This window comes from Roseateles sp. PN1 (assembly GCF_038419725.1).
In the GTDB taxonomy this organism is placed as follows: Bacteria; Pseudomonadota; Gammaproteobacteria; order Burkholderiales; family Burkholderiaceae_C; genus Paucibacter_A.
In genome coordinates, this window is the sequence record NZ_JBCARA010000001.1 from 471,357 (window position 1) to 496,660 (window position 25,304).

The following is a 25,304-nucleotide window of genomic DNA, read 5'->3' on the forward strand; positions in this document are numbered from 1 at the left end:
TCATCATTTGCGCGCGTCCGACTCCATCGGAATGTCCAGCATGGCGTTGATCAGGCCGCGGGCATAGCGGCCGCTGCCGGGGTCGTTGACATTTTCGTAAGCGAAGGCTTCCGGCGCGGAGGCCAGCGGCATGCTGTCCATCGCCAGCATCAGCTCATCGGGTTTGATGCCGCGCAGGATCGCTTGCACCTCGTAGCCCAGGCCTTTGGCCTCGGCGATCTTGTTGATGGCGGCCAGGCGCTCGGCGTCGAAGGCCAGGCCGTTGCTGACCAAGCTGCGCTCGATCAGTTTTTGGTGCAGGGTGAAGCCGGCCAGCGGGTTGGCGCCCAGCTTCAGCGCATGCTCAAACGCCCATTGATCGGCGCGGTCAAACACGGTGGCGCCGACCCGCGCTACGCCCCACAGGCTGGAGCGGTTGGAGGCCACGGCCTGCATGGCATTGATCACCTGCTGCTTGGTGAGCTGTTGCGCGGCTTCGCTCAGGCCGTCGCGGATGCGCTGGGCGGCCAGGGCTTTGCCTTGCTCGATGATTTGCTGCTTGACGACTTCGCTGGCCACCGTGCTGGCGGCATTCTTGGCCGCGTTGATGGCTGCTTCCGCTGCCAGCGCCGCACCGCGCAGGCCCGTAGCCAGGGTGGCCAGGTTATAGAGCGTGCCGACGATTTGCGAGCCGTAGTGATAGGTCTTCATGCGCGCGCCGCCTTCTTCCGACAGGCCTTGCGTCCACAGCACCGTCCACAGGGCCTCGTCTTCGGTCAGATTGGCGCGGGTGATCTCCAGGGCGTGCAGGCTCAACAGCCAGTGGTAGTCCTGCATCTCCGGCGTGTTGGGTGGGGCCAGGCGGGTGTAGCCGCGGCAGACCTCGAAGGGCGTGACGGTGAGCGTTTTGCCGTTGCTCAGGCTCAGCGCAAAGGGCTTGCCGGTGTCGCGGGCCTCGGCCAGGGTGGCCAGCAGGCGTTCGCTGTCATTGTCTTTTTGGCCGCGCACGGCCAGCAGCTTGTCGCCCAGGGTCAGCGGCGAGCCGGGCGCTGTGGCCACCACGGTCAATCGCTCATCCACCCCCAGGCCGCGCACCCAGGCCACCCGGTCGGTCTCGGCCCAGCCGTAGGCGGTGGCCACGGCAAAGGGCAGCTCCCACTGCTTGTCGCACTCCGGGTCGCGCAAGGCGGCGCTGCGTGCAATGGCCGGGCGAATGGCTTGCTCGCCCGTGCCGTAGGCGCGGATGTTGGACAGCAGGGTCTCATTGACCTTGCGGCCGTCATCGACCGTGTATTTCGGGCCGGCACAAGCGGCCAGCAGCAGGCTCAACAACAGGACGAAAAGCGATCTCATGGCGCGGGCGGCAGTCGACAAGCCGCACAGTGTATGGGGCTCAATCCTGCGGCAGCGCGGGTGCCAGTGGTTTAAATTCCCCCGGCTTCTTGAGCTTCCAGGCCATGATGGCGCGGCCCATTTCTTCCACATCGAAGATGGCGCTTTGCAGCAAGCTCATCTGTTGCAGCGAGGCGGCCACGCCGTGGTCACGCGCGTAGTTGAGCGCCAGCTTGCTGCCGGCCATGGCCAGCGGCGACTTGCCGGCGATCTGGCGCGCCACACCCATCACATGGGCCAGCAAGGCCTCGGCATCGGGCAGCACGGCATTGACCAGGCCGGCGGCCAGGGCGCGTTCGGCGCCCAGGCGTTCGCCGGTATAGGCCATCTCGCGCGCCAGGCCGGCGGGCATGATGCCCTGCAGGCGCTGCAGCACGCCCAAATCAGCCGTCATGCCGATCTGAATTTCTTGCACGCTGAAGAACGCGTCGGCCGTGGCATAACGCATATCGCAAGCGGCAGCCAGATCCAGGGCGCCGCCGATGCAGCCGCCCTGCACGGCGCACAGCACCGGGAAGCGCGCTTCGTCCAGCGCGCTGAAGCAGGCCATCAGCTCACGCAACATGGTTTGGAAGCCAAGCCGGGCGCGGGCGGAGCCGGTGTCCAGCATGCTGTCTTGCGAGCCAAAGGTCTCCAGCGCCATGCCGGCGCTGAAATGCTTGCCGGTGGACGAAATCACCAACGCCCGGGTCTTGCCGGCCGCATCCAGCGCGCGCACCGCGTCACGCAGGGCGGGGAAGAAGTCCGGCGCCATGGTGTTGAGGCGTTCGGGGCGATTGAGTTGCAGATGGGCAATCGCCTGGTCGTCGCTGCTGAGGCTGAAAAAGTCGTTCACTTGGGGCTCCAGGGTGTTTTTTTGTGATGGGTCTTGCCAAGCCTACCCGGCAATTGCGTGAGTGTTATTCACATTCGCCATTTATCGGCGACAAGTTGGTGACAGCGCCGGGTCGTTTCTGCGGGCAAGCCCTTGCTTGCGGGGGGGCGGCCACTGTCTACACTCGCCCGCATGCGAACCCTCAAAACCGATGACGGCCTGCCCTTGCACTGGCGGCAATGGAGTAGTAATCAGCCCGACCAAGGGCCGGCGCGCGGCACCGTCTTGATCGTGCATGGCCTGGGTGAGCATATTGGCCGCTACGAGGAAGTGGCGGAGCATCTGAATGCCTGGGGCTGGCATGTGGTGGGCTATGACCAGCGCGGCCACGGCGCCTCGGGTGGTGCGCGCGGCGACGTGCCTACGCCTGAGCGCCTGTTGCAAGACCTGGCCCTGGTGATGGACGAGTTGCGCGCCGACCCGCTGCTGGGGGCGGGCACGCAGATTCTGCTGGGCCACAGCATGGGCGGGCTGGTGGCTGCGCGCTTTGTGGCGGGTGGTTTGGCCGCCAGCAGTGCCGGGGACTTGCCGGCCTGGTTTCGACCGGTGGACGGCCTGGTGCTGAGCAGCCCGGCGCTGGACCCGGGCATGAATTGGTTCAAGCGCTTGCAGCTGGCGCTGGGCGTCAGCCTGGCGCCGCACCTGGCTGTTGGCAATGGCTTGAAGACGAACTGGATTTCACGCGACGTGGCGGTGGTCCAAGCCTATGTGGATGACCCGCTGGTGCATGACCGCATCAGCCCCAGTCTGGCGAACATGATTGTGGAAGCCGGCGAAATGGTGCGCCAGCATGCCGAAACCTGGGCCGTGCCGACGCTGCTCTTGTGGGCCGGCAGCGACCGCTGCGTGGCGCCCTCGGGCAGCGCCGAATTCGCTGAGGCCGCGCCGGCCGCATTGCTACGTGCGCATTGCTTTGAGGCCTTGGCGCATGAGATCTTCAACGAGCCGGAGAAGGAATTGGTCTTCGCCGAGCTGCGGGATTGGTTGGCGCAGAAGTTTTAAGATGTGGGGTTGAAGCTGGCCACACCCCGGCCGGCCACTTGCCATCAGCGAGGACCCCCACCATGAACGCACGCCACCCCGCCCTGCCGCCTCTGCAGGCTGAACAGACCACGGCCCTGGGCGAATTCGCCGGCCGCGTGTGGGACGAAGAGATCGTCCCGGCCCTGACCCAGTACATCGCCATCCCGGCCAAGAGCCCCATGTTCGATGCCGACTGGGCCGCCAACGGCCATATCGAAAAAGTGCTGCGCGATGCCGCTGCCTGGGTCGAAAGCAAAAAAGTGGCGGGTCTCAAGCTGGAAGTGATTCGCCTGCCCGGCCGCACGCCGGTGATCTTTTTCGAAGTGCCCGCCACCAAGGCGGACAGCACAGACACCATCCTGCTCTACGGCCACCTCGACAAGCAGCCCGAGTTCAGCGGCTGGCGCAGCGACCTGGGCCCTTGGACGCCCAAGTACGAGGACGGCAAGCTCTATGGCCGCGGCGGCGCGGATGATGGCTATGCCATCTACGCCTCGCTGACCGCCATCATGGCGCTGGACAAGCAAGGCATTCCGCGCCCGCGCTGCGTCGGCCTGATCGAAACCTGCGAGGAAAGCGGCTCTTACGACTTGCCTGCCTATATCGAGGTGCTGAAGAAGGACAAGCTGGGCGAAGTCTCGCTGGTGGTTTGCCTGGACTCCGGCGCGGGTGACTACGAGCAGCTGTGGCTCACCACCAGCTTGCGCGGCATGGTCAGTGGCGTGCTGAAGGTGGAGGTGCTGACCGAAGGCATTCACTCGGGCGATGCCTCGGGCGTGGTGCCCTCAAGCTTCCGCATCTTGCGTCAGGTGCTGGACCGCCTGGAAGACTCCAAAACCGGCCGCCTCTTGCCCGAGAGCTTCCACTGCGAGATTCCCGGCAATCGCATCGAACAAGCCCAAGCCACGGCGGCGATTCTGAAGGACGAGGTCTATAAGCGCCTGCCCTGGGCCTGCGGCGGCGACGGCGGCCCGGTGCTGCCCATGACCGACCAGCCGGTGGAGGTGCTGCTGAATCGCACCTGGCGCCCCACTTTGTCGGTGACCGGCGTGGACGGCTTCCCTGAGATGAAGAGCGCCGGCAATGTGCTGCGCCCCTTCACCGCCTTCAAGCTGTCGCTGCGCCTGCCACCCTTGATCGACGGCAACGAAGCCGCGCTGCGCCTGAAGGCCTTGCTAGAAGACAACGCGCCCTATAACGCCAAGGTCACTTTTGTGCCCGATGGCCGCGCCGGCGCTTACGGCGCCACGGGCTGGAACACGCCCGATCTGTCTGCCTGGCTCAGCCAAGCGGTCAATGACGCCAGCCTGGCGCATTTCGGCGCGCCGGTGGGCTATATCGGCCAGGGCGGCACGATTCCCTTGATGAGCATGTTGCAAAAGGGCTTCCCGGCCGCGCAGATGGTGGTCTGCGGTGTGTTGGGCCCCAAGAGCAATGCCCACGGCCCTAACGAGTTCCTGCATGTGCCCTACGGCAAGCGCCTGACGGCGGCAGTGGCGCAGATCATGGCCGCGCATCCTTGAAAATTGCGGGCCTCAGACGGGCCGTCCCAAGCCGGCCCGTCTGAGGCCGTTTGCGGCTCAATGCCGCCAACGGCCTCGTCCCCCCAGTGGGACCGACCGGGCTCGCCCGCGTTCAGCGAGGCGAGACTGGGCGAGGGGCTTAAGCTCAGCGCAAGGTGAAGCCCGTTTCCACCAAGGTGCCCTGCAAGTCCTGCAGCAGATGCGTCAGCGGTGACAGCTGCACATAACGGGTCGAGACCTTGATGGCGTAGGCAAACAGGCGCGGCAGGTCGGCGACGTAGGCGGGGCGATGGTCGCGATGCTTGAGGCGGCAGAAGATGCCCAGAATCTTCAGGTGGCGCTGCAGGCCGGTCCATTCCAGCTGTTGCCAGAAGGCGCCAAAGTCTTCGTTGACGGGCAGGCCGGCCTTGCGGGCTTGTTCCCAGTAACGGATGGCCCAGTCGAGTTCCTGCTCTTCCTCCCAGGAGATGAAGGCGTCGCGCAGCAGGGAGGCCATGTCGTAGCTGATCGGGCCCAAGACGGCGTCTTGGAAGTCCAGCACACCGGGGTTGCCCGATTCGGGCGGGCAGACCATCAGATTGCGCACCATGAAGTCGCGGTGCATGGGCACCAGGGCTTGGCCGGCGATGTTGTCCACCAGCACCTGGCAGCTATGCGCCCACCATTTCAGCTGGGTCTCGCTCCATTGCCGGCCGAATTCGCGCTCCACGCACCATTCTTTGAAGATGTGCAACTCGCGGCGCACAAAGGCTTCGTCGTAGGGGGGCAAGCTCTTGGCCACGCCTTTTTGCTGCCAGGCCAGCAAGGCCTGGGTGGCATCGCGCATCAGGCGATTGGCCTCGGCGTGATTGCCCTCGGCCTGCGTGGCCAGCAAGGCCTGCAGATAGGGCAGGGTGCCCAGATCGCTGAGCAGCAAAAAGCCCTTGGCTTCATCCACCGCAAAGATCTCCGGCACGTGCAGGCCACAGGCCTTCATCTGGGCGGCCACCGCGACAAAGGGCCGCGAGTCATTGCTCTCGGGCGGCGCGTCCATCACGATATAGCTGGCGCCATGGCTGGCCTGCACGCGCAGATAGCGGCGGCTGCTGGCGTCGGCATTGGCTTCTTGCACCGTGTCGGGCAGCAGCTCAAAGCGTGCTGGCAGGGCGAGCAGCCAGGCTTGGAAATCTTGTTGGCGTTGTGGGCTGGGCCAGGCTATAGGCGTCATATTTTTGCTGTTCTTCTTGAGGGAGGACTGGCGAGGATGCGGCCTTTGACGGCCTCATGGATAATGGATTTTACAAACCGTGAGCCCTGCGCTCGGCACCGGGTCCATCTGCGTTGGCCATGCCAGCGTTTTGGCTGCCTGCCCTACCAAACCGAGAAGTCGCCTGCCCCCGCTGTGCCGCGCCCCATCATCGCTCCCTCTTCTGTTCTTGCCACCGAACTTGTTCGTCGGCCTCGCCCGCGGGTGCTTGCCAGCCTGAGCGTGCTTGCGGCCGTGGGCAGCCTGCTGCTGGCCGACGCGGCGGCTGCCCAGCCCGTGGCGCCCGAGCAAGGCCCGCGCTTGCGGCCGTCCAAAAAAATCGGCAAGCCCGGGGCGGACGACAAGCCGGCCTTGGTCATCAGCGCCAACAAGCTCAGCACCCAGGTGGATCAAAGCTCGCAGGCCGAGGGCGATGTGGAGTTGCGCTATGGTGAATTGCTGCTGCGCTCGCAAAAGCTCAGCTATGGCCAGGTGGATGATTTGGCGCATGCCAGCGGCGCGGTCGAGGTCAGCAAAGGCGGCACGCTGTTTCGCGGGCCTGAGCTCAAGCTCTACGTCAATCGCTTCGAGGGTGAATTCCTCAGCCCCAGCTATTTCTTCGCCCTGACCGGCGGCAGCGGCCGCGCCGACAGCGTCAGCTTCAGTGACGCCAAGCATTTGACTGCCGTCAACGGCAGCTACAGCAGCTGCCCCATCACCGAAGACAAGCCGCAGCAGGACTGGCAGATCACCGCCGACAAGCTGGCCATGGACTTCGACGCCAACGAGGGTGTGGCCACCGGCGCCGTGCTGCGCTTTTACGGTGTGCCCATTCTCGGCGCGCCCTCGCTGAGCTTCCCGCTGGGCCTGGCCCGCAAATCGGGCTGGTTGCCGCCCAATATCAGCTTCGATAGCCGCAGCGGCCTGGAGCTGGGCGTGCCCTACTACTGGAATATCGCCCCTCAACGCGATGCGACTCTAACGCCCTTCATGATGACGCGGCGGGGTGCCGGGCTGGACTCCGAATTCCGCTATCTGGAGCCCGAGCATCGCGGCCAAGTCAACTGGGCGCTGCTGCCCAATGATCGTTCTACCCACAGCAGCCGCTGGGCGCTGAATCTGGCGCAAGACGGCGAACTGGCGATGGACTGGCGCTACCGCGTGCGGGCCGAGCGGGTGTCGGACGACGATTACTGGAAGGACCTGCCCAAACGCATGCAGAGCCCCACCCAGCGCCTGCTGCTCAACGATGTGCAATTGGCGCGCGGCCATGCCTTGCCCTGGGGTGAGGCCAATGCCTATGCGCGGGTACAGCGTTGGCAAATTCTGCAGGGCACGGATCCGCTGGCCAATATCGATTCGCCCTATCAGCGCTCGCCCCAGGTGGGGCTGCGTCTGAACACCGCTGCCGACGATGCGGTCTTGGATGGCTTTGTGCCCTGGGTGCGGCGCGCCCGACTGGAGGGCGCGGTGGAGCTGGAATACAACCGCTTCGACCTGCCGCCCGATGGTCAGCTGAGCCCGACTCAGTTGAAGAATCAGGCCGCCGGCTTGCTCTACACCGGCCAGCGTGCGCATGCCCTGGCCCATGTCAGCGCGCCCATGGGTGGCGCGGCTTGGTGGTTGATTCCGCGCTTGGCGCTGAATGCCGCGAAGTATTCGCTGGATCAGCCCTTGCAAGACGGGCGCCGGTCCATGGGCCGCAGCATTCCCAGCTTCAGCCTAGACCATGGCTGGGTGTTGGAGCGGGACAGCAGCTTGTTCGGTCGCCCCACGCTGCAAACCCTGGAGCCGCGACTGCTCTACGTCAAAACGCCTTATCGCGCGCAGAGCAACCTGCCCAATTTCGATTCGGCCCCCAAGGATTTCAATTTCGACTCGATCTACACCGAGAACCAGTTCTCCGGCGTCGACCGCGTCAATGACGCCAACCAGCTGACCCTGGGCCTGTCCAGCCGCTGGATTGAGTCGGGCCAGGGCGAGGAAATTCTGCGCTTGGGTGCGGTGCAACGCTTCTTGTTCAGCGATCAGCGCATCACGCCCGACGGCACGCCGGCGAATCAGCGCCTGTCTGATCTGCTTTTGCTGGCCAGCGCCCACGTCACCGAGCAATGGTGGGCCGACGGCCAGGTGCAATTCAACCCCGAGGCGGGCCGCTCGGTGCGCACCGTCGTGCGGGCGCGTTATTCGCCCGGCCCTTTTCGCACCGTCAGCACGGCCTACCGCCTGGCGCGCGGCCAGAGCGAGCAGTTGGAACTGGCTTGGCAATGGCCGTTATACGGTCATGACGAACGCTTGGCCGCCAAGCGTAGTGGCGGTGGTACTTGCTCGGGGGCTTGGTATAGCGCCGGGCGGATTCAGTACAGCCTGAGTGACCGGCGCCTGACCGATTCGGTGCTGGGCCTGGAGTACGACGCCGGCTGCTGGATTTTGCGTATCGGGGCCGAGCGGCAGTCCACCGGCCTGAGTGAAGCAAGCACACGTTTGATGCTGCAAATGGAGCTGGTGGGCCTGTCCCAGCTGGGCTCCAATGCGCTCAATGTCTTGAGGGACAATATCCCTGGTTACCGATCGCTGAGCGGCTCTCGCTCGGCAAGCCAACAAGCCTCCTATGACTGACATGTCTCATCGTTCCCTGACCCTTGCTGCGGCCGCATTTGTGCTGACCCTGGCGGCCAGCTCGCCCGCGCATGCCCAACGCAAAGCGTCTGATCTGCAGCCAGGGGACTACATTGCCGCCGTGGTGAACCAGGACGTGGTGGCCGCCAGCGAGGTGGTGCAACGCACCGAGCGGCTGCGCCAAGAGGCCCGCCAAAAGGGCGAGGCCATGCCCGACAGCACCTTGCTGCACAAGCAGGCCATGGAAGCCCTGATCGAGGATCGCGTGCTGGTGACCTATGCGCGTGAAGGCGGCGCCAAGGTCGACGAGGCCGAACTCGACCGTGTGGTCGCCAACGTGGCGGCGCAGAACAAGCTGAGCATGGATCAGCTCAAAGAGCGGCTCAAGCAAGACGGCATGGACTACCGCACCTTCCGCGAGAACATGCGCGACCAGCTCATGACCGAGCGGGTGCGTGAACGCGAGGTGCAAGGTCGCATCCGCATCACCGACGGCGACATCGACAAATACCTGGACGAAAAGCGCGAGAAGCTCAGCCAGGCGGACCAGATCAATCTGGCGCAAGTCCTTGTCAGCGTGCCTGACGGCGCCGCCGAGTCTGTGGTGGCCGAGCGCAAGGCGCGTGCTGAAAGCGCTTTGGCGCGCATCAAGGCCGGCGAAGACTTTGGCGTGGTGGCCAAGGAACTCTCCGAGGACGCCAACAAGGACAAGGGCGGCGAGATCGGCCTGCGCACAGCCAGCCGTCTGCCGGACGTGTTTGTGGAGGCCGTCAAAGGCCTGAGCAGCGGCCAACTCGCGCCCCAGCTCTTGCGCACCGGTGCGGGCTTCCATGTGCTGAAGGTTGTGGAGCGCAAGGGCGGTTCACTGACCACGGTGGTGCAAACCCATTCGCGCCATGTCTTGCTGCGCCCCTCGGCCCAGCTGACCGCCGAAGTGGCTGCGCGCCGCTTGGCCGAGTTCAAACGGGCGATTGAGTCCGGCGCCACTACCTTCGAGAAGGTGGCGCGTGAGAATTCCGAGGACGGCAGCGCGCCCGAAGGTGGCGATCTGGGTTGGATGTCGCCCGGCGCCTTCGTGCCTGAGTTCGAGCAGGCCATGGACGCCTTGCCCCTGGGTGGCATTTCCGCCCCCATCCCATCGCGCTTTGGCGTGCACTTGATTCAGGTGCTGGAGCGCCGCAATACCGAGATTGAGACCAAGGCGCTGCGCGAGCAAGCCCGTGGTGCCATTCGCGAGAAGAAGTACGACGAGGCTTATCAAGAGTGGGTGAAGGATTTGCGCGCCCGCGCCTTTGTTGAACTGCGTGAGTGGCAAGACTGATGGCCGCGCATATTGCCCGTAAGCGCTTCGGTCAGCACTTTTTGACCGATGTGCACATCATCGAATCGATCTGCGACGCCATCGACCCGCAGGCCGGCGAAGCGCTGGTGGAAATTGGCCCCGGCTTGGGCGCCATGACCCTCCCGCTGCTGAACCGCATGCCGTCCTTCAGCGTCATCGAATTGGACCGTGATCTGGCCGCCAAGCTGCGCAAGCGCGAAAACCTAGACGTCATCGAAAGCGATGTGCTGAAGGTGGACTTCGCCGCGCTGGCTGCCGCCAAGGGTCAGAAGCTGCGCGTGGTGGGCAATCTGCCCTACAACATCTCCACGCCGATCCTGTTCCATTTGCTGGGCTTTGTGGACCATGTAGTGGACCAGCATTTCATGCTTCAAAAAGAGGTGGTGGACCGCATGGCCGCCTCACCCGGCTGCAAAGACTATGGCCGCCTGACGGTGATGCTGCAGTGGCGCTATGCCATCGAGTCGGTGTTTGATGTGCCGCCCGAGGCCTTTGATCCACCGCCACGGGTGATGTCGGCCATTGTGCGCATGCAGCCTTTTGCCAAGCCGCCGGAACTCGATGTGAAGTTGCTGGGCGAAATGGTGGCGGCGGCTTTCTCGCAGCGCCGCAAGCTGTTGCGTCACAGCCTGGGCGTGTGGCTGACGGCGCGTGGCTTCAGTGGGCATTTCGATCTGCAGCGTCGCGCCGAAGAGGTGCCCGTGGCGGAATATGTGGCCTTGGCCCAGGCCTTGAGCGCGGCTTAACCTACGGGCCACGTTCACAGCGAGCAATAAAAAAGGGACCTCGCGGTCCCTTTTTGTTGCCTGAGCAAGTCTGAAAACTCAGATCAGGCGGCGTTGAGCCACATGGCAGTGTCAAAGGCGCTGCTCATCATGGGCATATTCATTCCGAAATTGGCATTGGCTGCCGCTTTGGAATTTTTTGCTGCTGGCTTGACCGGTGCAGCTGCGGCTTCTTCGGTAGCCCGCTCCCAAGACGCATTGTCTTGTGAGCGGGCTACTGAAAAGAATAGAAGCACCTGAACTGAACTTTGCGGTCACCCCAATAGTCGGCGGCCTCACGGAAGACATCGAGCAATTGCTCGCGCGCTTCGCGGTCGAACTTGATGTTGTCGGGCAATTGCTCCAGCACCACCACAAAGCCAGGCTGGGCGCCGGACTTGTGAACCAGATCGGTCATGCAATCGTGGAGCGCATCCAGATTTTTGCCAAAGTGGGCCGGAAAGAGGAATGCCTGGGCAATCGCTTCCAGCACGTCCTGCTTGGACTGTGCCTCGGTCAAATTGGCATACAGAAAATGCTGGCCAGCATCTTGTGCTGCCTGCATCAAGTCCTCTACGCGGTAGGCCCTTATGGCCTGCACGATATTGGGACGGACGGTCTGCAATAGCATGGTCACGATCCTCCTATATAGTCACAGAACTTTATGGTCTTCGAATGCTGACTGCGCTCGGCTTCACGGCCATCATTGGTGCTCGATGCGGCTGAAGCTGGCGTAGTGATCACCGGAGTAATAACAAACATCAGGAGTTGTCGGGGGTTTACCTCCGCAGACCAAACGCCTAGCGCCGCGATTGCGGGCACCCGGCGTGGTGACTGTGTACTCGTGGTAGTAGCCTCTAGCTTTGCGCGGCAGCAAGCGTTCACGATTGCCAAAAACCGTACCGTCTTTGTCGTAGGGGAAAGGCCCTCCGGCAAGAACGAGTCGGTATGTGGATTGAGCTTCGCGAGGCAGTGCCGATAGGCTCACCGTTGCCGGTGTGGCGACCGATTCCCTGTTCTCCTTGGCTTGCACTTGGACGCCAACCGCTGCCATCGCCACAACAAAAGTGGCCAAAGCTGACTGGATCCAAATGGCCCGCGAGGGAGGCCGAGAGAGCAAAGACACGGGTTTACCCTGTTCCTGAAAGCATAATGGTATCTAAACCACCGGAAAACCTCAAGCGGCGGCGCATCAACCCGTGCGGACTATCTGGCATGTAAGTGTGCGCACACAATCGACGAGCGGCCGAGCTAGCCTACGCCATCGGCCGTGGCGCGGCTCCTGTTAGCCCTTACAAACTTTTGTAAATACTCGGAAGCAAGGCAAATTCATGCACTGGCTTGGTGCCTGACCGGCCAGTGCATCGCTGCTTCAGGTCCGCAAGGCGTTGGCGTCTGCCACGGTCAGCGCGGTCATGTTGACGATGCGGCGCACGGTGGCCGAAGGCGTCAACACATGCACCGGCTTGGCGGCACCCAGCAGCACCGGGCCAATGGCGATGCCGCCGCCGGCCGCTGTTTTGAGCAGGTTGTAGGAGATATTGGCGGCGTCAATATTGGGCAGGACCAGCAAATTGGCTTCACCGTGAAGGGTGGAGCTGGGCATGATCTTGCTGCGGCTGGCGCCGTCCAGGGCCACGTCGCCGTGCATCTCGCCGTCCACTTCCAGCCAAGGTGCCTGCTCGCGCAGCAGCGCCAGGGTGCGGCGCATTTTCAGCGCGCTGGGGTGGTCGGTGGTGCCGAAGTTGGAGTGCGAGAGCAGGGCCGCCTTGGGCTGGACGCCGAATCGCAGCATTTCCTCTGCCGCCATCACGGTGATCTCGGCCAACTGCTCGGCCGTGGGGTCGTAATTGACATGGGTGTCGACCAGGAAGACCTGGCGGCCCGGCAGCATCAGACCGTTCATGCAGGCATAGACCGGCACATCCTGCGGCGTGCTGGGGCTGCCGCCCACATGCTTGCCGATGACTTGATCGATGTAGTGCAGGTGATTGGCGGTGGTGCCCCAGGTGCCGCACAACATGCCGTCCACTTCGCCCTTGTGCAGCAGCATGGCGCCGATCAGGGTTAGGCGGCGGCGCATTTCGATCTTGGCGACCTGCACCGTCACGCCCTTGCGCTCGGTCATCTGGTGATAGGTCTGCCAGAAGTCGCGGTAGCGATGGTCGTTCTCGACGTTGACCACATCGTAGTCGCGCCCCTCTTGCAGGCGCAGGCCGAAGCGTTCGCAGCGCTGGGCGATGACGGCCGGGCGGCCAATCAGCGTGGGCCGTGCCAGGCCTTCGTCCACCACCACTTGCACGGCGCGCAGCACGCGCTCTTCTTCACCCTCGGCGTAGGCAACGCGCTTGTTCAGCGCACGCTTGGCCACGTTGAAGATCGGCTTCATGGTCGTGCCCGAGGCGTAGACAAAGCTCTGCAGCTTTTCCACATAGGCCGCCATGTCGGTGATCGGGCGCGAGGCCACGCCGGACTCTTGCGCGGCGCGCGCCACGGCCGGCGCGATCTTCATCATCAGGCGCGGGTCGAAGGGCTTGGGGATCAGGTACTCGGGGCCGAAGCTCAGTGTGGCGCCAGCGTAGGCGGCGGCGACCACCTCGCTCTGTTCGGCTTGCGCCAGTTCCGCAATCGCGTGCACCGCGGCGATTTCCATCTCATCGGTGATGGTGGTGGCGCCGCAATCCAGCGCGCCGCGGAAGATGTAGGGGAAGCACAGGACGTTGTTGACCTGGTTCGGGTAGTCAGTGCGGCCGGTCGCGATGACGGCGTCGCTGCGCACCTTCTGCACTTCTTCGGGCGAGATCTCGGGCGTGGGATTGGCCAGCGCGAAGATCATCGGCCGCGCGGCCATTTTGGCCACCATCTCGGGTTTGAGCACGCCGCCAGCGGACAAGCCCAGGAAAATGTCGGCGCCGTCAATCGCTTCGCTGAGCGTGCGCTGCTCGGTCTTTTGTGCGAAGGCGGCCTTGTCCGGATCCATCAGCTCCACCCGGCCTTCGTAGACCAAGCCCGCCAGATCGGTGACCCAGATGTTCTCGCGCGGCAGGCCCAGTTTGACCAGCAGCCCCAGGCAGGCCAGGGCCGCAGCGCCCGCGCCCGAGGTCACCAGCTTGACCTGCTTGATGTCCTTGCCCAGCACCTTGATGCCGTTCAAAAACGCGGCGCCCACGACGATGGCCGTGCCATGTTGGTCGTCGTGGAAGACCGGGATATTCATGCGCTCGCGCAGCTTGCGCTCGACGTAGAAGCAGTCCGGCGCCTTGATGTCTTCGAGGTTGATACCGCCGAAGGTGGGCTCCAGCGAAGCGATCACATCGACCAGCTTGTCGAGATCGTTCTCGGCGATTTCCAGGTCGAACACATCGATGCCGGCGAACTTCTTGAACAGCACGCCCTTGCCTTCCATCACCGGCTTGGATGCCAGTGGGCCGATATTGCCCAGGCCCAGCACGGCGGTGCCGTTGGTGACCACGGCGACCAAATTGCCGCGCGAGGTGTAGCGGAAGGCATTGGCCGGGTCGGCCACGATTTCTTCACAGGCGAACGCCACGCCGGGCGAATAGGCCAGGGCCAGATCGCGCTGATTGACCAACTGCTTGGTGGCGGCGATGGCGATCTTGCCTGGCGTCGGGAACTCGTGATACTCCAAGGCGGCTTGGCGCAACTGAGCTTTTTTTTCTTCGGAGGAGGAGATCATGTTGGGTTCCCGAAACAAGGCAAGAGGGGTCGGCGATTGTAGGAGGCAAGATTTGAGTGTCCGCCGAACTCGGGCGCCAGCCGTACGCGGTAACGCGCATCCGGGCGCCGCCGGGGCAAAGGATACTTGTTCCTGTATTGCTCGCCCATCAAGCCTGTGCCCAATCCTTTATCCACCCTCCCGCTGATGCGTCCCTGGAACTGGCGGCGGGCGCTGCTGTGGGCGGCGTTGACGTTGCTGCTGCTGGTGGCGCAAACCCTGCTGGTGGCGTTGACCCTGCGCTACGAAGCCGCGCGCGGGCAGGAGCGGGTGGATCAAGTGGCGGTCGCGGTTGCGGCCCGGCTCAAGCAGATTGCCGACCGCGATCTGCAAGGCCTGCAGGGTTTGTTGTGGGTCGACCCGCAATTGGATCAGGGCCCGCGCTGGGCCCAGGATGCCTCTGTACTGCTGCGCAGCACCCGGCCAATTCTGCGGCTTGAGTACCGCAATGCCCAGCGCCTAGTGGCGCGCAGCACCGACTCGCCCTATGTCTCGCCCATCTATCTGCAAGCCTCGCGCGAGGAGATGGAAATCGAAACCCAGCTGGCTTGCGCGGCCGCCTTGCGGCAGGGCTCGCAGCAATTCTCGCGCAGCTATTTCATCGTGCTGGCCGGCGGGGAAGGGCTGGAGGTGGTGGACCTTTGCCTGCCTCAGCTGCACACCGGGCAGCCGCCCAATTTTGTCGTCGCCACACTAGCCTTGCGCTATTTGCTAGAAGAAGCGGTTTCCGAGGATTTGGCGCGCGAGGCCGAGTTCAGCTTTGTGGAGAGTGATGGCACCCGCCTGGCACGCGCCGGCCTGACCCGCGGCGCCGGCTTCTACTTGGCCGAGCGCCTGGTGGACGTCAGCGGCCTGACCTTGCAGCTGAAGGTGGACAGCGCCGCCGGCCAACCCAAGCTGATCCCCAACCTCACCACGGCCCTGGTGCTGGGCTTGTCGCTGGCGCTGTTTGTGCTGGTTTACCTCTTGGCGCGCGATGGCCGCCGCCGCGCCTTCGCCGAGCATGCGCTGGCCGAGGCCTTGGCCTTTCGCCATGCGATGGAGAACTCCCTGGTCACCGGCCTGCGTGCGCGCGATATGGCCGGCACCATCACCTACGTCAACCCGGCCTTCTGTGCCATGGTGGGCTTCAAGGCCGAGGAGTTGCTGGGCCAGGCCGCGCCGCCCTACTGGCCGCCCGAATTCGTGGACAGCTACCGGCGCCGCCACATGAGCCGCAGCGCGCGCTGGAATGCCGGGGAAGACCCGCGCCAGGGCTTTGAGACCGTGTTCATGCGCGCCGGCGGCGAGCGCTTTCCGGTGCTGATTTTCGAAGCGCCCTTGCTGGACGCTCAGGGCCAGCAAACCGGCTGGATGAGCGCGGTGCTGGATGTGAGCGACCAGCGCCGGGTCGAGGAGCTGTCGCGCCAGCAGCAAGACCGGCTGCAGGCCACGGCCCGGCTGGCCACGGTCGGCGAAATGGCCTCGCTGCTGAGCCATGAGCTGAATCAGCCGCTGGCGGCGATCGCCAGCTACTCGGCCGCATCGCTGAATCTGCTCAAGCTTGAAGCGGCTGATCCGGAAACACCTGAATTGGTGCGCCAGGCCATCACCCGCATCGCCGAACAGGCCGAGCGCGCAGGCCGTGTGATCAAGAGCGTGCACGACTTTGTGCGCCGCCGCGACCAATCGCGCGAGACCATTGCCGTTGACCAACTGATTGACGCCGTCCTGCCTTTGGTGCGCTTGCAGGCGCGCAAGAGCGGCACCCGGATTGAGCTTGATTTGCCCCAGCCCATGCCGCGGGTGCGCTGCGACCGCACCATGGTCGAACAAGTGCTGCTGAACCTGACGCGCAATGCCATCCAGGCCATGGACGGCGATATGCCGCTGGACGCACGGGTGCTGACGCTGCGGGCGCGCCAGACCGCTGCCAGTTGGGTCAGCATTGCCGTTCTTGATCGTGGGCCGGGCATTTCCCCTGAGGTGGCCAAGCAGCTCTACACCCCCTTCTTCACCACCCGCGCCGAGGGCATGGGCCTGGGCCTGAGCTTGTGCCGCACGGTGATCGAGCAGCATGGCGGCGCCCTGGACTTCTTCAGCCGCGAAGATGGGCCCGGCACCGAATTTCGGTTTACCCTGGCCGCTGCGGCCAGCCCCGCCAAACCGGAGGCGGCACAGCGCCTGAGCACCGACGATGTAGCAGGAGAGTCGACTTGAGTTTTTTGATCAATCCCAGCAACTCGCGCAAATTGCCCATGGTCTATCTGGTGGACGACGAAGAAGTCATTCGTGAGTCCCTGTCCTGGTTGCTGCGTTCGCGTCGGCTCTTGTCCGAAGGCTTCGCCAGCGCCGAGGCCTTCGAGGCCATGCTCGATGCCCGGCCCGATCACGCGCGCGACTGGCCCGACGCGCCTTCATGCCTGCTGCTGGACGTGCGCATGCCGGGCATGAGCGGCCTGGCCTTGTTCGAGCGTTTGACGCAGCGCGGCCTGGGGCCCGCCTTGCCAGTGATCTTCCTGACCGGCCATGGCGATGTGCCCACCGCGGTGGCCGCCGTCAAGCGCGGTGCCTTTGACTTCGTCGAGAAGCCTTTTTCGGACAACAGCCTGGTCGACCGGATTGAAGAGGCCTTGCTCGTCAGCGACCGCGCCATCGCCGCGCGCCAGCAAACCGGCCGCCTGGCCCAGCGCATGGCCGAGCTGACCGAGCGCGAACGTGAAGTGATGGGCCTGGTGGTTCAGGCCTTGCCCAATAAGCTGATTGCCGACCAATTGCACATCAGCGTGCGCACGGTGGAGGTGCACCGCGCCCGGGTGTTCGAGAAGATGAATGTGAAGTCGGCGGTAGAGTTGTCGAATCTGCTCAAGGAGTAACTAAGGAGCGGACTGTTTTTCAGACAAAGGGCCAGCGGCCCAAGGACGCAAAAGCATGACGATCTTGATACTCGGCCTGGTGCTTTTTCTGGGCATTCATTCCACCCGCATCTTTGCCGACGATGCCCGCAGCAGCTTCATCGCCGCGCGCGGTGTGGGCGCCTGGAAGGGCTTGTATGCCTTGGTCTCGGCCGTCGGCTTGGCGGCCATCATCTGGGGCTTTGCGGCGGCCCGCAGTCAGCCTTTGGTGCTATGGCCCCGCCTGCCGGGCATGGCCCATCTGGCCGCCTTGCTGACCCTGTTTGCTTTCATGCTGATGGTGGCGGCCTATGTGCCCGGCAATCTGCTGAAGGCGCGCTTGCATCACCCCATGGTCTTGTCGGTGAAGCTGTGGGCGGCAGCCCATCTGCTGGCCAATAACACCTTGGCCGATCTGCTGCTGTTTGGCGGCTTCCTGGTCTGGGCCATTCTGTGCTTCCGCGCCGCGCGTCAGCGCGACCGAGTGGCCGGCACCGTCTACCCGCCTGGCCGTTTTTGGCCCACGCTGATTACGCTCGTGCTCGGGGCCTTGGCCTGGGCCGGCTTTGCCTTGGTGGTGCATGCGGCCTGGCTAGGTGTGCGGCCCTTGGGCTGAAACGTGCGGCCTCGGCCATTGACGGGACAATTGGTCCGCCTGGCCTGAGACAATCCCCGCATGGGTGAATTCGATCTGATCAAGCAGTTTTTCGTGCGCGGCGCGGCCGCCAACAGCGCGGTGGCGCTGGGCATTGGGGATGACTGCGCCGTGCTCAATCCGGCGGCGGGCGCGCAGTGGCTGGTGTCCAGCGACATGCTGGTCGAAGGCCGGCACTTCCTCTCCACCGTGGCGCCCGAGCGCCTGGGCCACAAGGCCTTGGCCGTCAACCTGAGCGATCTAGCTGCCTGCGGCGCTACACCACGTGTCTTTACCCTGGCGCTGGCCCTGCCGCGCGCCGATGCGACTTGGCTAGCCGGCTTCGCTAAGGGTCTGTTCGCCCTGGCCGATGCCCATGGCATTGCGCTGGTGGGAGGCGACACGACCCAGGGCCCGCTGAATATCTGCATCACGGTGATGGGCGAAGCGCCGGCCGGCCAGGCCTTGCTGCGCAGCGGCGCGCGGGTTGGGGACGATATTTATGTGTCCGGCACCCTGGGCGATGCACGGCTGGCGTTGGAACTCTTCCGCGGCACGCTGAACTTGGGCGGCAGTGACTTCGAGACCGTGCGCCAAGCGATGGAATGCCCGCAACCCCGGGTCGCCCTGGGCCAGGCTTTGCGCGGGGTGGCCAGCAGCGCCATCGATGTGTCGGATGGCCTGATTGGCGACCTCGGCCATATCCTGCAAGCCAGCGGCGTTGGCGCCAGCCTGGAGGCAGATGCCTTGCCGCGCAGCGCCATTTTGGCCGCGCAAACCTTGGCCGTGCAGCGCGAATGCGGCCTGGCTGGTGGGGACGATTACGAATTGGTGTTCACCGCAGCGCCCACGGCGCAGGCGGCGGTGCTGCAAGCGGCGCAGGCCAGCGCAACGCCCGTGACCCGCATCGGTCGCATCGAGGCCCAGCCGGGCTTGCGCCTGCTGGACCGTCAAGGCCAAGCCCTGGCAGCCAGCTTCAGCAGCTTTGATCATTTCAAATCATGAGTGAAGCCTCTACTGCAGCGGACACCGCACCGCGCCGCGCCACCGCCCGCTTCATGTTGGCCCATCCGGCGCGCTGGATCGCGCTGGGCTTTGGCAGCGGCTTGTCGCCCAAGGCACCGGGCACGGTGGGCACGCTGTGGGCCTGGGCGTCCTTCCTGGCCTTGCATCCGCATATGACGGATGCGCGCTGGGCCGTCTTGCTGCTGGGCGGCACGCTGGTGGGCTGGTGGGCCTGCACGGCCACGGCGCGCGCCATGGCAACGCCTGACCCCGGCGCCATTGTTTGGGACGAGGTGCTGGCCTTTTGGCTGGTGCTGTGGCTGGTCATGCCTACCGGCTTGTTGGGCCAGGCGATTGCCTTCGGGCTGTTCCGTTACTTCGACGCCGCCAAGCCGGGGCCGGTGCGCTGGGCCGACCAGTTGTTCAAGGGCGAGCGTGGTCAGCCAGTCACGTGGGCGCAAGGTTTCGGCATTTTGTTTGATGATTTTGTGGCAGCAGGATGTACGCTCTTGGTGATCGCTGTGTGGCGATTCCTGTTCTATTGACGAGGTGTGGCGGCGCGCAAGAGCGCGCCAGCGAGGCAAGTGCGCTGGCCCTGTGAAACGGCGCGCAGACACCATCTGATCGAGAGGAAAAAGCATGCATTTCCCGGAAGAGCAAGAGTTGATCGATCGCATCGGCCTAGCCCTGATGCAGCGGCGCGAAAAAGTCGGCACGGCCGAGTCCTGCACCGGCGGGCTGATCGCCGCGGCCTGCACCAGCTTGTCGGGTTCTAGCCAGTGGTTTGAGCGCGGCGTGGTCAGCTACAGCAATGAATCCAAGACCGAGTTGCTGGGCGTGCCTGCGGCCCTGATTGACCTGCATGGCTCGGTCAGCGGCGAGGTGGCGCTGCACATGGCGCGCGGCCTGCTGGCGCACGCGCCGATTGATTGGGCCCTGGCCGTCACCGGCATTGCCGGGCCTACCGGCGGCAGCGCGGACAAGCCGGTCGGCACGGTCTGGCTGGCCCTGTTGCATGGCTGTGGCGAGCCCAAGGTTTGGCAGGAGTTGTTCACCGGCGACCGCCATGCCGTGCGCACTGCGACGCTGCGCTCTGGCTTGATGGCTTTGTGCGAGGCCTTGGAAGACAAAGACCGATGAGTTTGCTCTTGCTGGGCAGTTGGACGGCTGCCGAACGCGAGCGCTGGCTGGCGCTCTTGCAAAACGAATTGCCGGGCGAACAGTTTGAACTGGCGCCTCCTGCCGAATCCGCTGATGCAGCCGCTGCTGCGGCGGTCGAGGTAGCCATCGTGGCCAACCCCGTGCATGGCAGCCTTCGTGGCTTGCCCAATCTTCGCCTCATCCAATCGGTTTGGGCCGGGGTGGACAAGCTCTTGGCCGATCCTGATTTGCCGACTGGCGTGCCAGTGGCCCGCATGGTCGACCCCGCCATGAATGAGGCCATGGTGCAGACCGCTTTGTGGGCTGTGCTGTCCTTGCATCGTGGCTTCTTCCGGCTGGCAAAACAGCAGGCGCTGGCGCTGTGGTGCCAGCCCGCGCAGCCGCGGGCCAGCGAGTGGCAGGTCTTGGTATTGGGTCAGGGCGAGTTGGGCGGACGGGTGGCGCGCGCGCTGGCGGCGCAAGGCTATGCGGTCAGCGGCTGGCGCACGCAGGCTGGCGCTGCTGGCGGGGTTGATGACACCCAGGTGCGCGGCTTGTGCGGCGAGGCCGCGCTGGCGGCGGCTTTGGCCGAGGCCGACACGGTGATCAATTTATTACCCCTGACCGATGCGACGCGCGGCTTTTTCAATACCCGCCGTTTCGCGCAAATGAAGCGCGGCGCCGGCCTGGTCAATTTGGCGCGTGGCGCCCACGTGCGCGAAGGCGACTTGCTGCTGGCGCTGGAACAAGGCCAGCTGGGACACGCAGTGCTGGATGTGTTCGCTCAAGAGCCGCTGGACCCGGCACATGCGTTTTGGCATCACCCCAGGGTGACCGTGCTGCCGCATTGTGCGGCCCAGACCGATGCCCGCAGCGCCGCGGCCGTGGTGCTGGCTAATTTGCGAGCGCTGCGCGAGGGTCGGCCGTTGGCCCATCTGGTGCAGGTGGCGCGGGGCTACTGAGCTTGCGTTCTCAATACTGAAGGCCTCTGGGCCTGACGAGGAGTGACTGGCCCTGCTTAGAGCCGGCTTAGATCAAGGGATCCGTTTTGAGCTGTTCCAGCACCGTGGCGGTGGAGTCGCCGCTCAGGTCGGGTGCTTGCCAGCCCTTGGCCCAGTTGAAGAAGTGGGCCTCAGGCATGGGTCTGGCGATGAAGAAACCCTGACCTTCGTCGCAACCCAGGGCCGCCAGAATACTCCAGGCCTTGGCGGATTCCACCCCTTCGGCCACCACCGTCAGGCCCAGGTTGTGGGCTAGCTCGACGGTGGAGCGCACGATTTTGGCGTCGCCCAGATCGTGCTCCATGTTCAGCACGAAGCTCTTGTCGATCTTGAGTTCATTGACCGGCAAAATTTTCAGATAAGCCAGCGAGGAGTAGCCGGTGCCGAAGTCGTCGATCGAGAGCTTGAAGCCCAGCTCGCTGAGCTGCGCCAAGGTGCCCATGGCGCGCTGCGGGTCGTCCATGATGGCGCTTTCGGTGATCTCCAGGCACAGGGCCTGACTGGTCGCGCCATGGGCTTGCAGCAAGCGCATGATCTTGTCCGGGAGGTCTTGATCGAGCAGATCGCGGGTCGAGAGATTGACGCTGATGCGCATGTTCAAGCCCTGGGCCTGTGCCATCGCCCAGGCGCGAATCGAGGCGGCAATCACCCAGGTGGTGAGCGTGCGGATGAAGCCGGTCTGCTCGGCAAAGGGAATGAAGTGCAGGGGCGGCACTAGGCCGCGCACCGGATGCTGCCAGCGCACCAAGGCCTCGGCGCCCAGCACTTGGCTGCGTCCCAGGTCGACCTTGGGTTGCAGATACAAGCGCAGCTCGCCGGCCTCGACCGCATGGCGCAACTCGCCCAGCAGCGAGAGCGACTCCTGGCTGGCCACGTCCATGCCGGGGGTGTAGATCAGGCTGCCGCTCTGGCGCTTCTTGGCTTCCATCATGGCCAGGCCGGCGCGGGTCAGCAGCAGCTTGCCGTCAACGCCATGTTGCGGTGCCAGGCTGATGCCGATGCCGGCGCTGAGGTCCACGGTCTGTTCGCCGAGCTGCATGGGGCGCTCGAAATTGCGGCGAATGGCGTCTGCCAAACCCAGCGCCGCCGCCTCATCGCCCAGATTGAGCAGCAGCGCGAACTCGTCGCCGTTCAGGCGGGCCAGCACATCGTCATCGCCTTGCAGCAGGGGGCCTAGGCGCTCCGCCACCTTGCGCAGCAGCAGGTCACCGAATTCATGGCCCTGCACATCGTTGACATGCTTGAAGCGGTCCAGGCCCAGCACCAGCACGGCGCAATGGCCCCCGGGCCGCGCCAGCAAGCGGGTGGCCAAGCGGCTGAAGCCGGCGCGATTGGTCAGGCCGGTCAGCGCATCTTTGAAGGCCAACTCATTGAGCGCGGCGTCGCGCTGCCGGATGCCCTGGCGCATGGACTCCAGCGAGCGCGCCAGATCGCTGACTTCGGCGGCGCCGCTGAGCGCCTGCACGGGTGTGTCGTAGTCGCCGTGGCCCAGGCGGTCTGCCGTGTTGGCCAGCGAACGGATGGGCGTACTGATGCGTCGCGCCATCAGCAAGCTGGCCAGCGCAAAGGTCAGCAAGCCCAGCAAGGTCAGCGCGGCCAGGGTCAGGCGCAGGCGGTCAAAGGTTTCGAAGGCGCGATCGAAATTGCGCAGCAAGAGCACGGCCAATTCCTGCTCGCCGTCGCGCACCAGCGGCCGCAGCATGCCGCGCATATCGTCGGCGCCGAGCTTGAATTTGATGGCGCCGGCCTCGTGCAGGTTTTGCTGGTCCAGCGCATCGGTTTGCGCCTTGTTCAAAACCGAGCCCTGGGTATGCCAGGCTTCATCCGGGTGCAGACGCAGCATGAAGGAGCTCTTGACCTGCGAGAGCATACGCAGCTCCTGCAGCGGCCCGGCGCCCAATTCATCGGCCATCAGCAGCCAACCGCCTGGCTCCACGGCTTTCACCTGCACGGCCACAATCAGGTAGGCGCGGCCTTGCCGCAGCAGCAGGTGCGACTGCCAGGGTGTGGGTGTGCCGTCTTGCTTGGCCATGGACAAGACTAGCGCTGGCAGACGGGCAGTGAAATCACCCGCCTCGGGGGCGGTGGCGGCGACCAGTTTGAATTGGCTATCGGTGTAGGCAATCAGGCCGGCCTTGAGCAGGCGCTGGTTCTTGGATTCGAGCTCACGGGTCAGGCTGAGCTCAAGTTCGGTCTTGCTCAGCTTGTCGGCGTTGGCCAGCAATTGGCGGATCGCATGGCTGTGCTCGAAGTCCCGCAGTATGGCGGCGCGCTGCTCGACCTGCTGTGTGAGTAGATGCTCCAGCACGCGTTGGCTGGTTTGCAACTCGGCTCTGACGGTTTGCTCGGTGTTGGCGCGGATGCTGGCGTCAGTGATGGTCCAACTGCTCACCTGCACAACGGCCAGCAGGGCCAAGAAGGGCACCACCATGCGGCCTTCGAGACGGCGCAGGTTGAGGAAGGCCGGCAGGCGCAATGTCATAAGGGCTTCAAGAGGCGGGCTTGAAAAGAATGCAGCATGTCCAGCGTTGTCGGCGCAAATCGAGGTGGACTTAAACCGGCAGCTGTGCGGGCCTTAACCCGCTTGCAGGGCCAAGGTGTGTGCCCGCTGGCCACGGCCGGCGGTGGTTTCCACCAGCATCAGGGCCAGGCGGCGCAGGCCGGCCCAGGCGTCACTGGGCCAGTTGGGGTGGCGCAGGCCTTTGACCAGGCCGTCGCAGACCTGGGCGGCCGCCACCAGGCGGGTCAGATCGGCGCTGTTCAGGCCGGGCACGATGCGCTCGAATAATCGTTCTTTGGGGCCCCAGACGCGCGACTCGCGCAGCGCCATCGGCAGCGGCTTGCCGCCGTCCACCGCATCGCGCACCCGCTTGAGCGCGCGGATGTCTTCGGCCAAGCTCCAGTGCACCAGCACCGCGGCCTCGCCCTCAGCCTCCAGGCCGTCGAGCATGCGCAGCACTCGGCCGACCTGGCCGCCCAACACCGCTTCGCTGAGCTTGAAGACGTCGTAGCGGGCCACGTTCAACACGGCCGCCTCGATCTGCGCCAGGCTCAGTTCACCTTGCGGATGCAGCAGGGCCAGTTTTTGAAGCTCTTGGTGCGCGGCCAGCAAATTACCTTCCACCCGGTCGGCGAAAAAGGACAGCGCGCGCTGCCCTTCCTCGCCCTCGGGCACGCGCTGGCCTTGGGCGACCAGGCGTTGGGCAATCCATTGGGGCAGGCCGCGGCGTTCCACCGGTTCCACCTTGACGGTGGCGCCGGCGCCGTCCAGCGCCAGGAACCAGGCGCTGTTCAGCTGTGTGCGGTCCAGCTTGGGCAGGGTGACCAGGGTCAGCACATCCTCGGGCAGGCGTTCGCAGTAACGCTGCAAAGCCTCGGAGCCTTCCTTGCCGGGCTTGCCAGAGGGAATGCGGATCTCGATCAGCTGGCGCTCGGCAAACAAGCTCATGGCCTGTGCCGCGCCCAGCACCGGCGCCCAATCGAAATAGGCCCCCGCCACGGTGAAGACCTTGCGCTCGCCATAGCCTTGCGCGCGCGCGGCGGCGCGCACCGCATCGGCCGCCTCCTGGGCCAGCAGCGGCTCGTCACCGAACACGGTGTAGATGGGGCGCAGGTTCTTGGCGAGTTGCTGCGGCAGGGCGTCGGCGCGGATCTGCATGGTTGTCTCGGTCGGGCTTAGCCGGGCAGGCGCACGGCGGCAAGCCGGCGCATCAGCTGGTTCACCACATCGGAATTCATCGAGCGGTAGAGCTGCGCTTCTTCCTGCTCTTTGGCCAGCGCATGCGTCTCGGTGTAGTTGAGGTCGCGTGACATGCGCAGCTCGGTGCGCGGCAGCAGCAGCTCACCTGCGCTGGTGCGCAGCAGATAGTCCAGCTTGACCCGCAGCTGCCATTCCCGCACCTGGCCGGCGCTGGTGGACACGACCGAGCTCTTGTCGCGCGTGTCCAGCAAAACCTCCAGCACCAGCTCGGCCTTGTTGGCGTCTTCCATCACCTTGACCGGGGTGCGCGCCAGTTGGCGGCGCAACTCCAGGGCCAGCGAGGAGCCGGGCGCAAAGCCGGTCAGGGCGATGCTTTGAAACAGCAATTCAGGCTCGCGCCGCGGTGCAAAGCCGCAGGCCGTCAGGCCCGTGGCCATGGCCATCAACAAGAACGAGCGGCGCGGCGCAGTCACG

At 64.7% G+C, this 25,304-nt stretch carries 21 protein-coding genes; 12 read left to right on the forward strand and 9 right to left on the reverse strand.

Annotation, left to right across the window (positions count from 1 at the left end; translation table 11 throughout):
- Positions 1 to 3 precede the first annotated feature (3 nt).
- Together AABB87_RS01820 and AABB87_RS01825 are read right to left on the reverse strand one after the other, a co-directional pair.
- Complete coding sequence (locus AABB87_RS01820) at positions 4 to 1,332, reverse strand: hypothetical protein (RefSeq protein WP_341969430.1); 1,329 nt, start codon at positions 1,330 to 1,332, stop codon at positions 4 to 6.
- Between the two features lie 40 nt (positions 1,333 to 1,372).
- Positions 1,373 to 2,206: an enoyl-CoA hydratase-related protein gene (locus tag AABB87_RS01825; RefSeq protein WP_341969431.1), complete on the reverse strand. Its 834-nt coding sequence runs from the start codon at positions 2,204 to 2,206 to the stop codon at positions 1,373 to 1,375.
- 171 nt (positions 2,207 to 2,377) lie between these two features.
- Between AABB87_RS01825 and AABB87_RS01830 the strand changes: the two genes are divergently transcribed.
- Both AABB87_RS01830 and AABB87_RS01835 read left to right on the forward strand, forming a co-directional pair.
- Positions 2,378 to 3,247, forward strand: coding sequence for an alpha/beta hydrolase (locus AABB87_RS01830; protein WP_341969432.1), 870 nt, complete (start codon positions 2,378 to 2,380; stop codon positions 3,245 to 3,247).
- Positions 3,248 to 3,309: 62 nt separating this feature from the next.
- On the forward strand, positions 3,310 to 4,791 hold the full coding sequence (locus tag AABB87_RS01835) for a M20 family metallopeptidase (protein ID WP_341969434.1): 1,482 nt from the start codon (positions 3,310 to 3,312) through the stop codon (positions 4,789 to 4,791).
- A gap of 145 nt (positions 4,792 to 4,936) precedes the next feature.
- On the opposite strand, the gene AABB87_RS01840 is transcribed toward AABB87_RS01835, so the two are convergent.
- Complete coding sequence (locus AABB87_RS01840) at positions 4,937 to 5,998, reverse strand: aminoglycoside phosphotransferase family protein (RefSeq protein ID WP_341969436.1); 1,062 nt, start codon at positions 5,996 to 5,998, stop codon at positions 4,937 to 4,939.
- Positions 5,999 to 6,241: 243 nt separating this feature from the next.
- Between AABB87_RS01840 and AABB87_RS01845 the strand changes: the two genes are divergently transcribed.
- Genes AABB87_RS01845 through rsmA form a run of 3 tightly spaced genes read left to right on the forward strand, consistent with a single transcriptional unit; the run spans position 6,242 to position 10,723 of the window.
- Positions 6,242 to 8,635 (forward strand): LPS-assembly protein LptD, encoded by a 2,394-nt coding sequence (locus AABB87_RS01845; RefSeq protein WP_341969437.1) that lies wholly within the window; start codon positions 6,242 to 6,244, stop codon positions 8,633 to 8,635.
- 1 nt (position 8,636) lies between these two features.
- Entirely contained in the window at positions 8,637 to 9,956 is a 1,320-nt protein-coding gene (locus AABB87_RS01850; RefSeq protein ID WP_341969439.1) for a peptidylprolyl isomerase, read from the forward strand.
- Positions 9,956 to 10,723 carry a 16S rRNA (adenine(1518)-N(6)/adenine(1519)-N(6))-dimethyltransferase RsmA gene (gene rsmA, locus AABB87_RS01855; RefSeq protein ID WP_341969440.1) on the forward strand — a complete coding sequence of 256 codons (768 nt, stop codon included), beginning with the start codon at positions 9,956 to 9,958 and terminating at the stop codon, positions 10,721 to 10,723. The genes AABB87_RS01850 and rsmA overlap by 1 nt, the downstream gene beginning before the upstream one ends.
- Positions 10,724 to 10,976: 253 nt before the next feature.
- Here rsmA and AABB87_RS01860 read toward each other — a convergent pair whose 3' ends face one another.
- The 3 genes from AABB87_RS01860 to AABB87_RS01870 form a co-directional block, all read right to left on the reverse strand.
- Complete coding sequence (locus tag AABB87_RS01860) at positions 10,977 to 11,372, reverse strand: barstar family protein (RefSeq protein WP_058722401.1); 396 nt, start codon at positions 11,370 to 11,372, stop codon at positions 10,977 to 10,979.
- A 72-nt stretch (positions 11,373 to 11,444) separates the two neighbouring features.
- Positions 11,445 to 11,795 carry a ribonuclease gene (locus tag AABB87_RS01865; RefSeq protein ID WP_341969675.1) on the reverse strand — a complete coding sequence of 117 codons (351 nt, stop codon included), beginning with the start codon at positions 11,793 to 11,795 and terminating at the stop codon, positions 11,445 to 11,447.
- 318 nt (positions 11,796 to 12,113) lie between these two features.
- Positions 12,114 to 14,438, reverse strand: coding sequence for an NADP-dependent malic enzyme (locus AABB87_RS01870; protein WP_058721069.1), 2,325 nt, complete (start codon positions 14,436 to 14,438; stop codon positions 12,114 to 12,116).
- Positions 14,439 to 14,624: 186 nt separating this feature from the next.
- Here AABB87_RS01870 and AABB87_RS01875 point away from each other — a divergent pair, with 186 nt between their 5' ends.
- The 7 genes from AABB87_RS01875 (at position 14,625) to AABB87_RS01905 (ending at position 21,091) form a co-directional block, all read left to right on the forward strand.
- Positions 14,625 to 16,676, forward strand: a complete 2,052-nt coding sequence (locus AABB87_RS01875; RefSeq protein WP_341969444.1) for a sensor histidine kinase — start codon at positions 14,625 to 14,627, stop codon at positions 16,674 to 16,676.
- A gap of 38 nt (positions 16,677 to 16,714) precedes the next feature.
- Positions 16,715 to 17,332 carry a response regulator transcription factor gene (locus AABB87_RS01880; protein ID WP_058722399.1) on the forward strand — a complete coding sequence of 206 codons (618 nt, stop codon included), beginning with the start codon at positions 16,715 to 16,717 and terminating at the stop codon, positions 17,330 to 17,332.
- 55 nt (positions 17,333 to 17,387) lie between these two features.
- Positions 17,388 to 17,966 (forward strand): NnrU family protein, encoded by a 579-nt coding sequence (locus AABB87_RS01885; RefSeq protein WP_341969445.1) that lies wholly within the window; start codon positions 17,388 to 17,390, stop codon positions 17,964 to 17,966.
- A gap of 60 nt (positions 17,967 to 18,026) precedes the next feature.
- Positions 18,027 to 18,989: a thiamine-phosphate kinase gene (gene thiL, locus AABB87_RS01890; RefSeq protein ID WP_341969447.1), complete on the forward strand. Its 963-nt coding sequence runs from the start codon at positions 18,027 to 18,029 to the stop codon at positions 18,987 to 18,989.
- Positions 18,986 to 19,534 carry a phosphatidylglycerophosphatase A family protein gene (locus AABB87_RS01895; protein WP_341969448.1) on the forward strand — a complete coding sequence of 183 codons (549 nt, stop codon included), beginning with the start codon at positions 18,986 to 18,988 and terminating at the stop codon, positions 19,532 to 19,534. Before thiL ends, AABB87_RS01895 begins: the two co-directional genes overlap by 4 nt.
- Positions 19,535 to 19,628: 94 nt before the next feature.
- Positions 19,629 to 20,129, forward strand: a complete 501-nt coding sequence (locus AABB87_RS01900) for a CinA family protein (protein WP_341969449.1) — start codon at positions 19,629 to 19,631, stop codon at positions 20,127 to 20,129.
- Complete coding sequence (locus AABB87_RS01905; protein ID WP_341969450.1) at positions 20,126 to 21,091, forward strand: 2-hydroxyacid dehydrogenase; 966 nt, start codon at positions 20,126 to 20,128, stop codon at positions 21,089 to 21,091. The genes AABB87_RS01900 and AABB87_RS01905 overlap by 4 nt, the downstream gene beginning before the upstream one ends.
- Before the next feature lie 67 nt (positions 21,092 to 21,158).
- Here the strand turns inward: AABB87_RS01905 and AABB87_RS01910 are convergent, their stop codons facing one another.
- The 3 genes from AABB87_RS01910 to AABB87_RS01920 form a co-directional block, all read right to left on the reverse strand.
- Positions 21,159 to 23,612 carry a putative bifunctional diguanylate cyclase/phosphodiesterase gene (locus AABB87_RS01910; RefSeq protein ID WP_341969451.1) on the reverse strand — a complete coding sequence of 818 codons (2,454 nt, stop codon included), beginning with the start codon at positions 23,610 to 23,612 and terminating at the stop codon, positions 21,159 to 21,161.
- 93 nt (positions 23,613 to 23,705) lie between these two features.
- On the reverse strand, positions 23,706 to 24,788 hold the full coding sequence (gene holA / locus AABB87_RS01915) for a DNA polymerase III subunit delta (protein WP_341969452.1): 1,083 nt from the start codon (positions 24,786 to 24,788) through the stop codon (positions 23,706 to 23,708).
- 17 nt (positions 24,789 to 24,805) lie between these two features.
- A complete protein-coding gene (locus tag AABB87_RS01920; RefSeq protein WP_231741444.1) occupies positions 24,806 to 25,303 on the reverse strand; it encodes an LPS-assembly lipoprotein LptE in 498 nt (165 codons plus the stop codon).
- Position 25,304 lies beyond the last annotated feature (1 nt).

Excerpts from the sequence above, each read along its gene's own strand:
- AABB87_RS01880 (WP_058722399.1), top strand. The coding sequence starts at position 16,715 with ATGGTCTATCTGGTGGACGACGAAGAAGTCATTCGTGAGTCCCTGTCC.
- AABB87_RS01895 (WP_341969448.1), top strand. The coding sequence starts at position 18,986 with ATGAGTGAAGCCTCTACTGCAGCGGACACCGCACCGCGCCGCGCCACC.
- AABB87_RS01885 (WP_341969445.1), top strand. The coding sequence starts at position 17,388 with ATGACGATCTTGATACTCGGCCTGGTGCTTTTTCTGGGCATTCATTCC.
- AABB87_RS01840 (WP_341969436.1), bottom strand. The coding sequence starts at position 5,998 with ATGACGCCTATAGCCTGGCCCAGCCCACAACGCCAACAAGATTTCCAA.
- holA (WP_341969452.1), bottom strand. The coding sequence starts at position 24,788 with ATGCAGATCCGCGCCGACGCCCTGCCGCAGCAACTCGCCAAGAACCTG.
- thiL (WP_341969447.1), top strand. The coding sequence starts at position 18,027 with ATGGGTGAATTCGATCTGATCAAGCAGTTTTTCGTGCGCGGCGCGGCC.
- AABB87_RS01860 (WP_058722401.1), bottom strand. The coding sequence starts at position 11,372 with ATGCTATTGCAGACCGTCCGTCCCAATATCGTGCAGGCCATAAGGGCC.
- AABB87_RS01870 (WP_058721069.1), bottom strand. The coding sequence starts at position 14,438 with ATGATCTCCTCCTCCGAAGAAAAAAAAGCTCAGTTGCGCCAAGCCGCC.
- rsmA (WP_341969440.1), top strand. The coding sequence starts at position 9,956 with ATGGCCGCGCATATTGCCCGTAAGCGCTTCGGTCAGCACTTTTTGACC.
- AABB87_RS01830 (WP_341969432.1), top strand. The coding sequence starts at position 2,378 with ATGCGAACCCTCAAAACCGATGACGGCCTGCCCTTGCACTGGCGGCAA.
- AABB87_RS01820 (WP_341969430.1), bottom strand. The coding sequence starts at position 1,332 with ATGAGATCGCTTTTCGTCCTGTTGTTGAGCCTGCTGCTGGCCGCTTGT.
- AABB87_RS01875 (WP_341969444.1), top strand. The coding sequence starts at position 14,625 with ATGCGTCCCTGGAACTGGCGGCGGGCGCTGCTGTGGGCGGCGTTGACG.
- AABB87_RS01850 (WP_341969439.1), top strand. The coding sequence starts at position 8,637 with ATGTCTCATCGTTCCCTGACCCTTGCTGCGGCCGCATTTGTGCTGACC.
- AABB87_RS01835 (WP_341969434.1), top strand. The coding sequence starts at position 3,310 with ATGAACGCACGCCACCCCGCCCTGCCGCCTCTGCAGGCTGAACAGACC.
- AABB87_RS01910 (WP_341969451.1), bottom strand. The coding sequence starts at position 23,612 with ATGACATTGCGCCTGCCGGCCTTCCTCAACCTGCGCCGTCTCGAAGGC.
- AABB87_RS01900 (WP_341969449.1), top strand. The coding sequence starts at position 19,629 with ATGCATTTCCCGGAAGAGCAAGAGTTGATCGATCGCATCGGCCTAGCC.
- AABB87_RS01905 (WP_341969450.1), top strand. The coding sequence starts at position 20,126 with ATGAGTTTGCTCTTGCTGGGCAGTTGGACGGCTGCCGAACGCGAGCGC.
- AABB87_RS01865 (WP_341969675.1), bottom strand. The coding sequence starts at position 11,795 with ATGGCAGCGGTTGGCGTCCAAGTGCAAGCCAAGGAGAACAGGGAATCG.